General features: G+C 64.5%; 15 protein-coding genes. 14 read left to right on the forward strand and 1 reads right to left on the reverse strand.

Translation table 11 applies throughout. From position 1 onward, the window contains the following. Positions 1-77 precede the first annotated feature (77 nt). From A9973_RS15450 to A9973_RS15470, 5 genes are all read left to right on the forward strand, one after another. On the forward strand, positions 78-875 hold the full coding sequence (locus A9973_RS15450; protein ID WP_183014618.1) for an META and DUF4377 domain-containing protein: 798 nt from the start codon (positions 78-80) through the stop codon (positions 873-875). A gap of 85 nt (positions 876-960) precedes the next feature. After that, entirely contained in the window at positions 961-1698 is a 738-nt protein-coding gene (locus tag A9973_RS15455; protein ID WP_183014619.1) for a sulfurtransferase, read from the forward strand. A gap of 82 nt (positions 1699-1780) precedes the next feature. After that, complete coding sequence (locus A9973_RS31375) at positions 1781-2197, forward strand: helix-turn-helix domain-containing protein (protein ID WP_183014620.1); 417 nt, start codon at positions 1781-1783, stop codon at positions 2195-2197. Positions 2198-2214: 17 nt separating this feature from the next. Then, complete coding sequence (alaS, locus tag A9973_RS15465) at positions 2215-4839, forward strand: alanine--tRNA ligase (RefSeq protein WP_183014621.1); 2625 nt, start codon at positions 2215-2217, stop codon at positions 4837-4839. Beyond that, positions 4839-5108, forward strand: coding sequence for a sulfurtransferase TusA family protein (locus tag A9973_RS15470; RefSeq protein ID WP_183014622.1), 270 nt, complete (start codon positions 4839-4841; stop codon positions 5106-5108). Before alaS ends, A9973_RS15470 begins: the two co-directional genes overlap by 1 nt. Before the next feature lie 68 nt (positions 5109-5176). On the opposite strand, the gene A9973_RS15475 is transcribed toward A9973_RS15470, so the two are convergent. Further along, a complete protein-coding gene (locus A9973_RS15475) occupies positions 5177-5758 on the reverse strand; it encodes a hypothetical protein (protein WP_183014623.1) in 582 nt (193 codons plus the stop codon). A gap of 453 nt (positions 5759-6211) precedes the next feature. Here A9973_RS15475 and rpsP point away from each other — a divergent pair, with 453 nt between their 5' ends. The 9 genes from rpsP to A9973_RS15520 form a co-directional block, all read left to right on the forward strand. After that, entirely contained in the window at positions 6212-6472 is a 261-nt protein-coding gene (gene rpsP, locus A9973_RS15480; protein WP_006224007.1) for a 30S ribosomal protein S16, read from the forward strand. Positions 6473-6555: 83 nt separating this feature from the next. After that, entirely contained in the window at positions 6556-7173 is a 618-nt protein-coding gene (rimM, locus tag A9973_RS15485; RefSeq protein WP_183014624.1) for a ribosome maturation factor RimM, read from the forward strand. Next, positions 7173-8021, forward strand: a complete 849-nt coding sequence (trmD, locus tag A9973_RS15490; RefSeq protein WP_183014625.1) for a tRNA (guanosine(37)-N1)-methyltransferase TrmD — start codon at positions 7173-7175, stop codon at positions 8019-8021. Before rimM ends, trmD begins: the two co-directional genes overlap by 1 nt. 106 nt (positions 8022-8127) lie before the next feature. After that, the gene (locus A9973_RS15495; protein WP_255469171.1) at positions 8128-8829 is read left to right on the forward strand and encodes a helix-turn-helix domain-containing protein; all 702 of its coding nucleotides are present in this window, start codon (positions 8128-8130) and stop codon (positions 8827-8829) included. Then, a complete protein-coding gene (locus tag A9973_RS15500) occupies positions 8826-9581 on the forward strand; it encodes an ABC transporter substrate-binding protein (protein WP_183014626.1) in 756 nt (251 codons plus the stop codon). The genes A9973_RS15495 and A9973_RS15500 overlap by 4 nt, the downstream gene beginning before the upstream one ends. 120 nt (positions 9582-9701) lie before the next feature. Next, complete coding sequence (locus A9973_RS15505) at positions 9702-10355, forward strand: amino acid ABC transporter permease (protein ID WP_169270486.1); 654 nt, start codon at positions 9702-9704, stop codon at positions 10353-10355. Continuing rightward, on the forward strand, positions 10352-11083 hold the full coding sequence (locus A9973_RS15510; RefSeq protein ID WP_006224000.1) for an amino acid ABC transporter ATP-binding protein: 732 nt from the start codon (positions 10352-10354) through the stop codon (positions 11081-11083). Before A9973_RS15505 ends, A9973_RS15510 begins: the two co-directional genes overlap by 4 nt. A gap of 12 nt (positions 11084-11095) precedes the next feature. Further along, positions 11096-12385 (forward strand): FAD-binding oxidoreductase, encoded by a 1290-nt coding sequence (locus A9973_RS15515; RefSeq protein WP_183014627.1) that lies wholly within the window; start codon positions 11096-11098, stop codon positions 12383-12385. An 89-nt stretch (positions 12386-12474) separates the two neighbouring features. Beyond that, on the forward strand, positions 12475-12860 hold a 386-nt coding region (locus tag A9973_RS15520; protein WP_183014628.1), incomplete at its 3' end, for a helix-turn-helix domain-containing protein.

Genomic DNA, 12860 nt, shown 5'->3' on the forward strand with positions numbered 1-12860 from the left:
CGCCTACAATGGCGCTGCCCGATCCTGGCGCCTTCTCGCGGGGTCGGGGCGTTCCTTGCCGATTCCGGGAGATCCCCATGTCCTTTACCGCTTCTTTGCGCTGGCTCGCGCCGTGCGTCCTCTCCGTCGGCCTTGCCGCATGCGCATCGCCGCCCCAGCGGGCCGCGGACGGGCAGGATCCCCGCTACCAGCCGGCCTCGGCGTCGGACATCCTGGCGCAGACCAGCTGGGACCTGGCACGCTGGACCCAGCCGGGCGGGGGCCTGCGCACCATTCCGCATCCGTCCTCGAATTCCCGTCCCCTCACGGTCACGTTCATCCATGACCGCGGGTCCCCCCGCATGTCCGGCTTCTCGGGCTGCAACCAGTACAACGCGCCCTACACTGTGGCCAACGGCCAGTTGATCGTCCAGGCGAACCCCGTGGCGACCATGATGGCCTGCGCCCCGCAGAACATGGCGCTTGAACAGGCCTTCCTGGCGGGCCTGACCCGCATCACGGCCACGTCGCTGGACAACACCAACAACCCGCAGCGCATGACGTGGGTGCTCAGCACGGGCGATACGCTGGACTTCGGTCGCCGCATCGATCCGGTGGCGGGCGGCCAGGCGGGGCCCAGCAAGCTGGTCTACGTGAACTCGGAGCGCGTGCCCTGCAACGCCGGCGCGGGCCGCGCCATGTGCTACCAGGTGCGCGACAGCGCATCCCAGCCTTGGCAGCTCTGGTACGGGGACATTACCGGCTTCAATTTCCAGCCGGGCATCCGCTACCGCCTGCGCGTGGTGGAAGTCTCCGACCCGAATCCGCCCGCCGGCGGCTCGTCCATGCGCTGGGTGCTGGACGTGGTGGTCGAGCAGGAAATCGTCAATCGTTGAGGCGGATCAAGGCGGGCAGGGGGCGGGATAACCCGCCCAGCGATTACTATTACGGGCTTCGCCGTCCGCTTTTATTCGCTTTGCCATGACTTCCGTCGTCAATATCGCCGCCTACAAATTCGTCTCACTGGATTCCCTGCCGGAACTGCGCGCCCGCCTGCTGGCCAAGGCTAGCGACGCCGCGCTCAAGGGCACCATCCTGCTGGCTGAAGAGGGCATCAACCTGTTCCTGGCGGGCCCGGCCGGCGGCATCGACGGTTTCCTGCAAGCGCTGCGCACGGATGCGCGTTTCGCCGACCTGGAAGTCAAATTCAGCCACAGCGAAGGCGTACCCTTCCGCAAGCTGCTGGTGAAGATCAAGCGCGAGATCATCCGCATGGATCACCCCACGATCCGCCCCGAGGCCGGCCGCGCCCCTGGCGTGGATGCGCAGACGCTGGCCCGCTGGCTGGCCCAGGGTGCGGACGACGCCGGCCGCCCCGTCGTCATGCTCGATACCCGCAACGCGTTCGAAGTGGACGAAGGTACGTTCAAGGACGCCATCGACTGGCGCATCGATCGCTTCACGCAATTTCCCGCCGCTGTCCAGGCGCACCGCGCCGAACTCGACGGCAAGACCGTCGTCAGTTTCTGCACGGGCGGCATCCGCTGCGAGAAAGCGGCCATCTACATGAACGAAGCCGGCATCCAGAACGTGTATCAGCTGGACGGGGGCATCCTGAAGTACTTCGAAGAAACCGGCGGCCCGGGCTACGAAGGCAAGTGCTTCGTGTTCGACGAACGGCATTCGCTGGACCCGGGGCTGGCGCCTAGCAAGGCCTGATTTCCGTCATGCAAAAAAAAGCCCGCCAGTTTGAACTGACCCCCGAAAGTTGGACATTGATCCAACCTTCGGGGGTTTTTACATGGCGAAGTACGACGAGCAGTTCAAGTTAAAGGTGGTGCGGGAGTATTTGAAGGGTACTGAGAGCGGTCGGTCGGTGGCGGCGCGTCACGAACTGGACCATTCAGTTGTCCGACGATGGGTTGAGAGCTATCGCGTGCATGGTTTAGCGGGCCTGCGCCGGCAGTCAGGCACGTACAGCGCACCCTTTAAGCAGTCAACCGCTTCGGGTGCCAGCACTATTCCGGACAGTCGACGGCAAATCCGCGCACCGGGGCGTGTTCATGCCCGGCGGGTTATCAGCCAGTCATCGTGTCGGCGGGCGGGAAATGGACCGAAACCGAAGGGTGGACCACCGGCTATGTCTGCGTCCGGTAGGGCGTGGGCCCGTCCGTTCCGCGCTTTTTCGCCAACCCTCTATAATCAAAGATTCGCCTAAATCCTGCGTCATCCACGATGAAATCCTCTGAGATTCGCCGCCAGTTCCTGCAATTCTTCCAGTCGAAGGGGCACACCATTGTTCCTTCGTCGTCGCTCGTCCCCGGCAACGACCCGACCCTGCTTTTCACCAACTCGGGCATGGTCCAGTTCAAGGACGTCTTCACCGGCAAGGAATCGCGGTCGTACACGCGCGCCACGTCGTCGCAGCGCAGCGTGCGCGCCGGCGGCAAGCACAACGACCTGGAGAACGTGGGCTACACCGCCCGTCACCACACGTTCTTCGAAATGCTGGGCAACTTCAGCTTCGGCGACTACTTCAAGCGCGACGCCATCCAGTACGCCTGGGAACTGCTGACGCAGGTCTACAAGCTGCCGGCCGAAAAGCTCTGGGTCACCGTGTACCAGGAAGACGACGAAGCCTACGACATCTGGGCCAAGGAAGTCGGCGTGCCGACCGAGCGCATCATCCGCATCGGCGACAACAAGGGCGCGCGTTACGCCTCCGACAACTTCTGGCAGATGGCCGACACCGGCCCTTGCGGCCCATGCTCGGAAATCTTCTTTGACCACGGCCCGGAAATCTGGGGCGGCCCCCCGGGATCGCCCGAGGAAGACGGCGACCGCTACATCGAGATCTGGAACCTGGTGTTCATGCAGTTCGAACGCGACGCCGCCGGCAACATGCCGCGCCTGCCGCGTCCCTGTGTCGATACCGGCATGGGTCTGGAGCGCATCGCCGCCGTCCTGCAGGGCGTGCATTCCAACTACGAAATCGACCTTTTCCAGAAACTGATCCACGCGGCCGCCCGCGAAACCGGCATCAAAGACCTGGAAAACAATTCGCTCAAGGTCATCGCGGATCACATCCGCGCGTGCTCGTTCCTGATCGTCGACGGCGTGATCCCCAGCAACGAAGGCCGGGGCTACGTGTTGCGCCGCATCGTGCGCCGCGCGCTGCGCCACGGCTACAAGCTGGGTCAGACCAAGCCGTTCTTCCATCGTCTGGTGCCGGACCTCGTTGCCGAGATGGGCGAGGCTTATCCGGAACTGGCCGCCATGGCCGACCGCGTGGGCCAGGTGCTCAAGCAGGAAGAAGAGCGCTTCGGCGAAACGCTGGAGCACGGCATGCGCATCCTGGACACGGCCTTGGCCAATGTGGCCAACGGCGGTGTGCTGGACGGCAACACGCTGTTCACGCTGTACGACACCTACGGTTTTCCCGTCGACTTGACGGCCGACATCTGCCGCGAACGCGAAGTGGAAATCGACATGGCCGGCTTCGAGGTCGCCATGGAACGCCAGCGTGACCAGGCGCGCGCCGCCGGCAAGTTCAAGATGGCCGAAGGCCTTAGCTATGAAGGCGCCGAGACGCGCTTCGAAGGCTACGAAAAGCTGGAGCTGGACAACGTCAAGGTCACCGCCCTGTACGTCGATGGCACCCAGGTGCAAGAAGTGCGCGCCGGCCAAAGCGCCGTGGTCGTGCTGGACGCCACCCCGTTCTACGCGGAGTCGGGCGGCCAGGTCGGCGACACCGGTTTGCTGGAAGCGGACGGCGTGCGCTTCGCCGTCGCCGACACCCTGAAGATCCAGGCCGGCGTGTCCGGCCACCACGGCGTGCTGGAATCGGGTTCGCTGTCGGTGGGCGACACCCTGCTGGCCCGTGTCGACGCGGTCCGCCGTGCGCGCACGATCCGCAACCACTCGGCCACCCACCTGATGCACAAGGCCTTGCGCCAAGTGCTGGGCTCGCACGTGCAGCAGCGCGGCTCGCTGGTGGATCCCGACAAGACCCGCTTCGACTTCGCGCAGGATGCGCCGATGACCGCTGAGCAGATCGCGCGTGTCGAAGCCATCGTCAACGCCGAAGTGCTGGCCAACCAGCCCACCGTGGCCCAGGTGATGGCCTACGACGACGCGGTCAAGGGCGGCGCCATGGCGCTGTTCGGCGAAAAGTATGGCGATACCGTGCGCGTGCTGGACATCGGCTTCTCGCGCGAACTGTGCGGCGGCACGCACGTCAGCCGCACGGGCGATATCGGTCTGTTCAAGATCATTTCCGAAGGCGGCGTGGCTGCGGGGGTGCGCCGCATCGAGGCCATCACCGGCGACAACGCGCTGGCTTGGGTACAGAACCAGAACGCTTTGCTGACCCAGATCGCGGGCATGCTGCGCAGCACGCCGGCCGACGTGCCGGCACGCATCGCGCAGGTGCAGGAACAGGTCAAGGCGCTGGAAAAGGACCTGGAGCAATCCCGCAACAAGCTGGCCGCCAGCGCGGGTAACGACCTGGCCGCCAGCGCGGCCGTCGATGTCAAGGGCATCAAGGTCCTGGCCGCCAGCATCGGCGACGTGGACCCCAAGGCCCTGCGCGGCATGGTCGACAACCTGAAAGACCGCCTGAAGCCGGCCGTCGTGCTGCTTGCCACCGGCTCGGCCGACGGCAAGATCAGCGTGGTGGGTGGCGTGACGGCCGATCTGACCGACCGCATCAAGGCCGGCGACCTGGTGGGCTTCGTGGCCAGCCAAGTCGGTGGCAAGGGCGGTGGCCGCCCCGACATGGCCATGGGCGGCGGCACCGACCTCGCCGCCTTGCCCGCGGCGATTGCCGGCGTGCAGAAGTGGGTGGACGAGCGTCTTTGATGGGCGGCGCTGAACCCGGCCTCGATGCGGGTGCGCAAGCGCCTGCTTTCGAGCAGGAAGTGGATGCCAGCGGCCTGACGTGCCCCTTGCCCATCCTGCGCGCCAAGAAGGCCTTGGCGCAGATGGCCAGCGGCGAAGTCTTGCGCGTCATCACGACGGACCGCAATGCCATCCGCGACTTCCAGGCGTTCGCGCGGCAGACCGGCAACACGCTGGTCCTGCAGCAAGAGGACGACGGCCGCGGCGTGCATTACCTGCGCAGGCGCTGAGGGGCCTGGCCCCGCTTCAATGAAAAGGCCCGCTTTCCGCGGGCCTTTTTGCGTCGGTGGTGGTGTGCTTACTTGTGAATGGCTGCCGCGACGGCTTGGGTGATGGTGAAGTCCACCAGGTCGCCTTCCTTGAGCTGCTGCAGGCGTGCCTGCAGGGCGGGGTCCTTCACCTGGATCGTGCGCATGCCGCCTTGTGGGCCCTTCAGGGTGACCAGGTTGGCGCTTTTGTTGATATGCCAGATCTCGGCGGTGATCGTCGTCTGGCGGCCCATCGCGCCGCCCGGCTTGGCGCCCTCAGCGTTGCGGTTGGCGGCGGTTTCGGTCACCACTTCGGGGGCGCCCGCACCAGCCCGGCGCACATCGATCGCGACGGACTCGTAATAGTCCAGCGTCAACGTGTCGCCCGGCTTGATCTGTTGGAAATTACGCACGTCCGGGCCGGCCAGCACGTTCACGGTGTTGCCGTTGGTGCCTTGCAGCGTGATGGTGCGGGTGGCGGGATCGACGGCCGTGACCTTGCCGGATGCGGTGGTCAATGCCGCGCCGACGACGCGGGCCGAGGCGGCGAACGGCATCGCCAGCGCGCCCAGCAATAGGCCGGTCAGAGCCAGGCGCGCGACGGGGGTGAAGACGGATTTCTGGTTCTTCATGGTGTGGCACCTCTCCAAGAGGAAGTGTTGGGAAAAAACACGAAAAAACGCGGGAAAAACCGGGGGGCACGGCGAAAGGGCGGAAGGGGGGTGTGCCGCCCTCAGGACGAAGGCTTGAAAACAGGGGAAGGGCGGCGCCGTTGCGGCGTAGCCAGGGGGAGCAAAGCGTTGGGTCTTGCGCAGGTCGACATAAAACCGATCTCTCCAATCGGGTTATTCTTCACACGCACTCAGGTTCAAACGCACGAAACGCACGAAATGCAGGCGCGAAGCGCGGCTGGGGGCTACACTTTCACCTGCGGCGGGCTCCGGCCCGTATTTGTAGAATACCCGGATGTGGTGTTTTAGGATACAAATTGCGCCGCCACGACTGATTCAGCACCTGCATTTGCCAGCCGGCTTGTTTAAGTGCTAGAATTTCCCGTTTTTCACAACTAATTCAAGGGATTACCTATGGTGGTGATTCGCCTGGCCCGCGGTGGGTCCAAGAAGCGTCCGTTTTACAACCTGGTGGCCACCGATTCGCGTAACCGTCGCGACGGCCGCTTCATCGAGCGCGTGGGTTTCTACAACCCCGTAGCTAGCGAAGGCACGGAAAACCTGCGCATTGCGCTGGATCGCGTGCAATACTGGACCGGCACTGGCGCGCAACTGTCGCCCGCTGTCGAGCGTCTGGTCAAGGACTACTCGGCCAAGGTTTCCGCCGCTGCTTAATTGCCGCGTCGTACAGCCAAGCCGTTAGTTCAGCTGTAAAGCTACCATTCTTAGCTGTTTCATCATTACGAAGAGCACGATACATGTCTGATGCCGCAACCTCTAACGCGGCGCCTACGGATTTGATCGAGCTGGGCCGCATCAGTGCAGCCTACGGTGTGAAAGGCTGGGTTAAGGTGCAGCCACATTCGGCCAATGCCGAAGTGCTGCTCTCAGCATCTCAATGGTGGTTGACTCGCCCTGTGCCTGAATTGGCGCGGGGCGCTGTCGCGTCTGCGCCTGTCGCAATCAAGGTCTTGCAAGTCCGTTCGCAGGGCGCCACCGTGGTGGCCCAGCTGGCAGGCGTTGCGGATCGCGATCAGGCGGAAGCCATGCGCGGATATTCCGTGCAAGCGCCGCGCGGGTCTTTTCCCGCGCCCAAGGAAGACGAATACTACTGGGTCGACCTCATCGGTTGTTCGCTGTACACCAGCGCCAACGGTGAACCCGCGCTGATTGGCGTGGTGGACGAAGTCCTTGATAACGGCGCCCATGCCGTCTTGAAGGTCTTGTGTCAGAAGGTGGGGGCCGAAGGGCCTGAGCCTATCCTGAACGCCAAGGGCCGACCCGCCGAAATGCTTGTTCCGTTCGTACGCGCGCACATACACGCCGTCGATCTGGCTGCTCGCCGCATAGACAGCGACTGGCCGGCGGATCTTTGATGCGATTCGACGTCATTACGCTCTTTCCCGAAATGTTCGGGGTAGTGCGCGATCTGGGTGTCACCGGCCGGGCGCATGCCCAGGGCCGGTGGTCCTTGCACGCCTGGAATCCCCGTGATTTCACGCAGGACGTCCATCGCACGGTGGACGACCGCCCTTATGGCGGCGGCCCCGGAATGGTAATGATGGCGGCGCCCTTGGAAACCGCTGTCAATGCCGCCCAGGATGCGCGCGCAGCGCTTGGCCTGGGCCGTGCCCCCGTGGCGCTGCTGGCGCCAGTCGGCCAGCGCTACGATCAAGCGGGCGCCGAAACATTGGCCGCAAGCGACGGGATGATCCTGATTTGCGGCCGCTATGAAGGCGTGGACCAGCGATTCATCGAACGCTGCGTCACGCATGAGATCTCGCTGGGCGACTTCGTCTTGTCCGGCGGGGAGATCGCCGCGCTGGCGGTGATCGACGCCGCCGTGCGCCTGGTGCCAGGCGTGCTGGGCGATGGCGATTCCGCCTTGCAGGATTCGTTCAACGACACCTTGTCAGGCTTGCTGGACAGCCCGCATTACACGCGCCCCGAAGTGTACGAGGGCGAGTCCGTGCCTGCGCCGCTGCTAAGCGGCCATCATGCCAACATCGCCCGCTGGCGGCGCGAGCGTTCGCTTGCGCTCACGGTTGCCCGGCGTCCGGAGCTGATCGAATCGGCCCGTGCCAAAGGGTGGCTGAACAAGGCCGACGAGCGCTTCCTGGCCGAATTGGCCGGCACTTACGATCCCGCTGCCGACGCGCCCAAACGCAGGCGCAAACCGTCGGCCAAGCCCGTCCAGCCTGCCAAGACGCCCGACGCGTCGTAAACCGCTCGTCATCCGGTCCTGCCCGCAAGCGCTAGGGATGTTCCTAGGTTGTGGGCATTCCGGCCGCTCCTTAGTATTGAAAATTACATGCAAATGAAATTTTCATATGACCCGACTTCCTTCCAGTCGATCCTTGTCTGGTCGACCCGTTGCAGGCCAATCCGCCCCTGAACGCCGCGCCGGCTTGCCGCTGGCGGCAAGCGCACTGGCGGGCAGGCCGGAGTCCGCCGTCGACTTGTGGCTGGGCCAGCAACTGCGCCAGTTACGCAAGCAGCATGGGCGTTCGCTGGCGGAAGTGGCGCGCGCTTGCGGCATGTCGCTGGGTTTGCTGAGCCAGATCGAGCGCGGCTTGAGTTCCGCGTCGGTAAAAGTCCTGCACGTGCTGGCGCGCGAATTCAACGTGTCCGTGAACTCGCTGCTGCGCAACGCCGAGCACACCCAAAGCGAAGACGGCGGGCGTGTGGCCCGGGCCGGCACGCACCGCTTTATCGATCTGAGCGAAAAGGGCATCAGCAAAGAGATGTACACGCCGCCCGCGTGCCGCAGCATGGACCTGTGCCGCGCCACCATCGAGCCTGGCGGTTCCACCGGGCAGGAGCTTTTCGTGACGGGGCAGGGCGAGCAGATCGGCGTGGTGCTCAAGGGCTCGCTTGAGCTCTGGGTGGGCGACCGCGTCATGCTGCTCAATGAAGGCGACAGTTTTTGCTATGCCAGCAGTTCGCCGCGCCGCTGGCGCAATCCCGGGTCGCAGACGACAGAGGTCATCTGGGCCATCTCCAACATCAATCAAGATGAGGATATGTCATGAAATTCAAGACTCTGGTTGTCTCGGTATTCGCAGCATTGTCCATGGCCGCGGGCGCGCAAGCCCAGACGGTGTTGAAAGTGGGGTCCACACCCACCGGCAGTCCATTCACCTTTCTCGACACCAAGACCAACAGCATCGAAGGTGTGATGGTCGATATCGTGAAGGCCGTCGGCAAAGAAGCGGGCTTCGAGGTGCAGATCGAGCCCATGGCGTTTTCGGCGCTGATCGGCTCGCTGACCTCCAAGCGCATCGACATCGTGTCCGCGGCCATGTTCATCACGCCGCAGCGCCAGCAGGTCGTCAGTTTCTCTGAGCCCGTGTACCGCTATGGCGAAGGCCTGATGGTGCTGAAGACCGACAACAAGGAATACAAGTCGTTTGCCGACATGAAGGGCATGACCGTCGGCGTGCAGGTCGGCACCGCATTTGTCGAGCCCATCCAGAAAAGCGGCATGTTCAAGGAAGTGAAGCTCTATGACAATCCGCCCGACATGATGCGCGACGCCAACGCCGGCCGCATCCAGGGCGGTTTCATGGACTACCCCATCGCGGCCTACATCCTGACCCAGGGCAACTATCCCAACCTGAAGATGGCGACGTCCTACCAGCCGACCATCATGGGCAGCCTGGGCCTGGCCACGCGCAAGGACGATACGGCCTTGCTCGACCGCATCAACAAGGCGCTGGTCAAGCTGAAGGCGGACGGCGCCATCGACGCCATCCTGAAGAAGTGGGGCCTGTCCGGCGGGTGATGCCGGCCTGACCTGAAGCAATCAAACGTTGTCGCAAGCCCGGTCGGCGCGCTCTCGCGTGCCGGCGGGCGGGGCGCATCCTGCGTGCCCGTGGGCTGTCTTGTCGGGGTGGGTGAAGTCATGACGGAATTCTTCAAGGACTCGGCGGAATACCTGCCGATATTGCTTCAAGGGGCGAAGCTGACGATCCTGGTGACGCTGGGTTCGCTGGCGTTGTCGACGGTGCTGGGCCTGGTGTGGGCGCTGATGCGCGTCTCCGGGAACACGTTCCTGTCCAAGCTCAGCGGCGGGATCATCAACCTCTTGCGCGGTATCCCGATCATCGTGCTGCTGTTCTACATCTACTTCGTGATGCCCGACATGGGGGTGTCGCTGACCGCCGTGCAGGCCGCCATCATCGGCTTGGGCGTGGCGTATTCCGCCTATCAAGCCGAGAACTTCCGCGCCGGCATCCAGGCCATCGACCGCGGCCAGATCGAGGCCGCGATGGCGATGGGCATGAGCTGGAGCATGACGATGCGGCGCGTGGTGCTGCCGCAAGCCGTGAAGATCGTGCTGCCGCCCTACGGCAACATCATGATCATGATGCTCAAGGATTCATCGCAGGCGTCCACGATCACGGTGGCCGAACTGGCCTTGCAGGGCAAACTGATCGCCGTGTCCACCTTCAAGAACGCCACCGTGTTCTCGCTGGTGGCGTTGATGTACCTGGTGATGTGCGTGCCGCTGATCCTGCTGGTGCGGCACTTGGAAAAAAGGAGCGCCACGAAATGATCGAGCTCAAGGGAGTCCGCAAGAGCTTCGGCCCGCTAGAGGTGCTGAAGGGCATCGACGCCGAAGTCACCAAGGGCGAAGTCGTCTGCGTGATCGGCCCGTCCGGTTCCGGCAAATCCACCATCCTGCGCTGCATCAACGGGCTGGAGCGCTACAACGCCGGACGCATCACCGTGGATGGCGAGCTGGTCGACGCCGACGCGCCGTCCATCGTGTCCATCCGCACGCAGGTGGCGATGGTGTTCCAGCGCTTCAACCTGTTTCCGCATCGCACGGCGCTGGAGAACGTGATCGAAGGGCCGATCTTCGTGAAGAAAGAGCCGCGCGCGCAAGTGCTGGAGCGCGGGCGCGAACTGCTGGCCAGCGTGGGGCTGGCGGACAAGGCCGATGCGCACCCCAACCAGTTGTCCGGCGGGCAACAGCAACGGGTGGCCATCGCGCGCGCCCTGGCCATGCAGCCCAAGGCCATCCTGTTCGACGAGCCGACCTCCGCGCTGGACCCCGAATTGGTGGGTGACGTGCTGGGCGTGATGCGCAAGCTGGCCGAGGCGGGCATGACCATGGTCGTCGTGACGCATGAAATGAGTTTCGCGCGCGAAGTCGCAGACCGCGTCATGTTCTTCGATGGCGGGGTCATGGTCGAGCAGGGCGCCGCCCGAGAGCTTTTGAATCATCCGCAGCACCCCCGCACGCAGGATTTCCTGCGCCGTGTGCTGCATCCCATGTAGGAAGGAATCATCATGCAGCAAGTGCCGTTTCCTCTTTCCCCGTCCTTGTGGGCCGCGACCGCTTCGGCGGCGCCGCCGACCCAGCCGCTTGCCGCCTCGGCGCAAGCGGACGTGCTGGTCATCGGCGGCGGCTACGCCGGCCTGAGCACGGCGCTGCACCTGGCCGAGCGCGGCGTGAACACCGTGGTGCTGGAGGCGCGCGAGATCGGCTTCGGCGGCTCGGGCCGCAATGGCGGGCAGGTGATTCCGGGCCTGAAGTACGACCCTGATGCCTTGGTCTCGATGTTCGGCCAGGAGCGCGGCGAGCGGCTGCTGCGGTTCGCGGGTGCGACGGCCGACTCGGTGTTCAACCTGATCGACCGTCATGCGATGGACGTGCCGCATGTCCGCAAAGGCTGGGTCCAGGGCGCCCACAATGCGGAGGCGCTGCGTATCGCGCATGACCGCGCGGCCCAGTGGGCGCGCCACGGCGTGGACGCGCAGCCACTGGACCGCGGGCAGGTCGCCCGCCTGCTGGGCACGGACCGCTATCTGGGCGGCTGGGTCGACAACCGCGCAGGCGCGGTGCAGCCGTTGAGCTATGCGCGCGGATTGGCGCGCGCCGCGCTGAATGCTGGCGCTATCCTGCATACGGACACGCCGGTCACCGGCCTGACCCGCAATGGCGGCAAGTGGGTGGCAGCGACCGCGCGTGGCGCGACGGTCACCGCCGACCGGGTGGTGATGTGCACCAACGCCTATGGCGGCGACTTGCTGCCCGGCCTGAAGACCTCGATCATCGACGCCAATACCTTCCAGGTTGCGACGGCGCCTTTGCCGGAATCGGTGCGGGCGGGCATCTTTCCCGAGGGGCACGTCACCTCCGATACCCGCAACCTGCTGCTGTATTTCCGGCTGGACCATCAGGGCCGGTTGCTGATGGGCGGGCGCGGACCGTTCCGCGAACCCAGGGGGCCGGAAGACTGGGCGCACCTGGAACGGGTCATGCTGAAGCTGTTCCCGCAGGTGGCGGGCACGCCGTTCGAATACCGATGGTGCGGGCGCGTCGCGGTCACCCGCGACTACCTGCCGCATCTGCACGAGCCGCAACCCGGCCTGCTGGTGGATATCGGGTGCCAGGGGCGCGGGGTGGGGTTGCAGACCAGCATGGGGCGCGCGATGGCCCAGTATGTGGCGACGGGCGATGCCAACGCGCTGCCCGTGCCGTTGTCGCCGGTCGTGCCGTTCCCGCTGTACGGCCTGCGGCGGCTCTACGTCAATGCGGTGGTGACCTGGTATCGCATGACCGACGGAGGCGTCTGACCGCACCGGCGGCCGCCGCAATGAAAAAACCCCGCCGCTGAACTGACCCCCGAAAGTTGGACATTGATCCAACCTTCGGGGGTTTTTACATGGCGAAGTACGACGAGCAGTTCAAGTTAAAGGTGGTGCGGGAGTATTTGAAGGGTACTGAGAGCGGTCGGTCGGTGGCGGCGCGTCACGAACTGGACCATTCAGTTGTCCGACGATGGGTTGAGAGCTATCGCGTGCATGGTTTATCGGGCCTGCGCCGGCAGTCAGGCACGTACAGCGCACCCTTTAAGCAGTCTGTGTTGCGCAAGATCCGCGACCAAGGGCTATCCGACACCGAGGCTGCGACTCTGCTGGGGATCCGCAGTTCAGGTCATATTGGGAAGTGGCGAGCCCAGTATGATGCTGGGGGTATAGAGGCGTTGGCGCGCAAGCGTCCAGGAGCAAGCATGCCCCATAAATACCCACCGGAGCCCGTGTCCAAGGA

This window comes from Achromobacter sp. UMC46, assembly GCF_014170335.1.
Lineage (GTDB): Bacteria > Pseudomonadota > Gammaproteobacteria > Burkholderiales > Burkholderiaceae_B > Achromobacter.

Bases quoted from the DNA above. Each gene is read 5' to 3' on its own strand.
- A9973_RS15450 (WP_183014618.1), top strand. From the start codon at position 78: ATGTCCTTTACCGCTTCTTTGCGCTGGCTCGCGCCGTGCGTCCTCTCC.
- A9973_RS15455 (WP_183014619.1), top strand. From the start codon at position 961: ATGACTTCCGTCGTCAATATCGCCGCCTACAAATTCGTCTCACTGGAT.
- A9973_RS31375 (WP_183014620.1), top strand. From the start codon at position 1,781: ATGGCGAAGTACGACGAGCAGTTCAAGTTAAAGGTGGTGCGGGAGTAT.
- alaS (WP_183014621.1), top strand. From the start codon at position 2,215: ATGAAATCCTCTGAGATTCGCCGCCAGTTCCTGCAATTCTTCCAGTCG.
- A9973_RS15470 (WP_183014622.1), top strand. From the start codon at position 4,839: ATGGGCGGCGCTGAACCCGGCCTCGATGCGGGTGCGCAAGCGCCTGCT.
- A9973_RS15475 (WP_183014623.1), bottom strand. From the start codon at position 5,758: ATGAAGAACCAGAAATCCGTCTTCACCCCCGTCGCGCGCCTGGCTCTG.
- rpsP (WP_006224007.1), top strand. From the start codon at position 6,212: ATGGTGGTGATTCGCCTGGCCCGCGGTGGGTCCAAGAAGCGTCCGTTT.
- rimM (WP_183014624.1), top strand. From the start codon at position 6,556: ATGTCTGATGCCGCAACCTCTAACGCGGCGCCTACGGATTTGATCGAG.
- trmD (WP_183014625.1), top strand. From the start codon at position 7,173: ATGCGATTCGACGTCATTACGCTCTTTCCCGAAATGTTCGGGGTAGTG.
- A9973_RS15495 (WP_255469171.1), top strand. From the start codon at position 8,128: ATGACCCGACTTCCTTCCAGTCGATCCTTGTCTGGTCGACCCGTTGCA.
- A9973_RS15500 (WP_183014626.1), top strand. From the start codon at position 8,826: ATGAAATTCAAGACTCTGGTTGTCTCGGTATTCGCAGCATTGTCCATG.
- A9973_RS15505 (WP_169270486.1), top strand. From the start codon at position 9,702: ATGACGGAATTCTTCAAGGACTCGGCGGAATACCTGCCGATATTGCTT.
- A9973_RS15510 (WP_006224000.1), top strand. From the start codon at position 10,352: ATGATCGAGCTCAAGGGAGTCCGCAAGAGCTTCGGCCCGCTAGAGGTG.
- A9973_RS15515 (WP_183014627.1), top strand. From the start codon at position 11,096: ATGCAGCAAGTGCCGTTTCCTCTTTCCCCGTCCTTGTGGGCCGCGACC.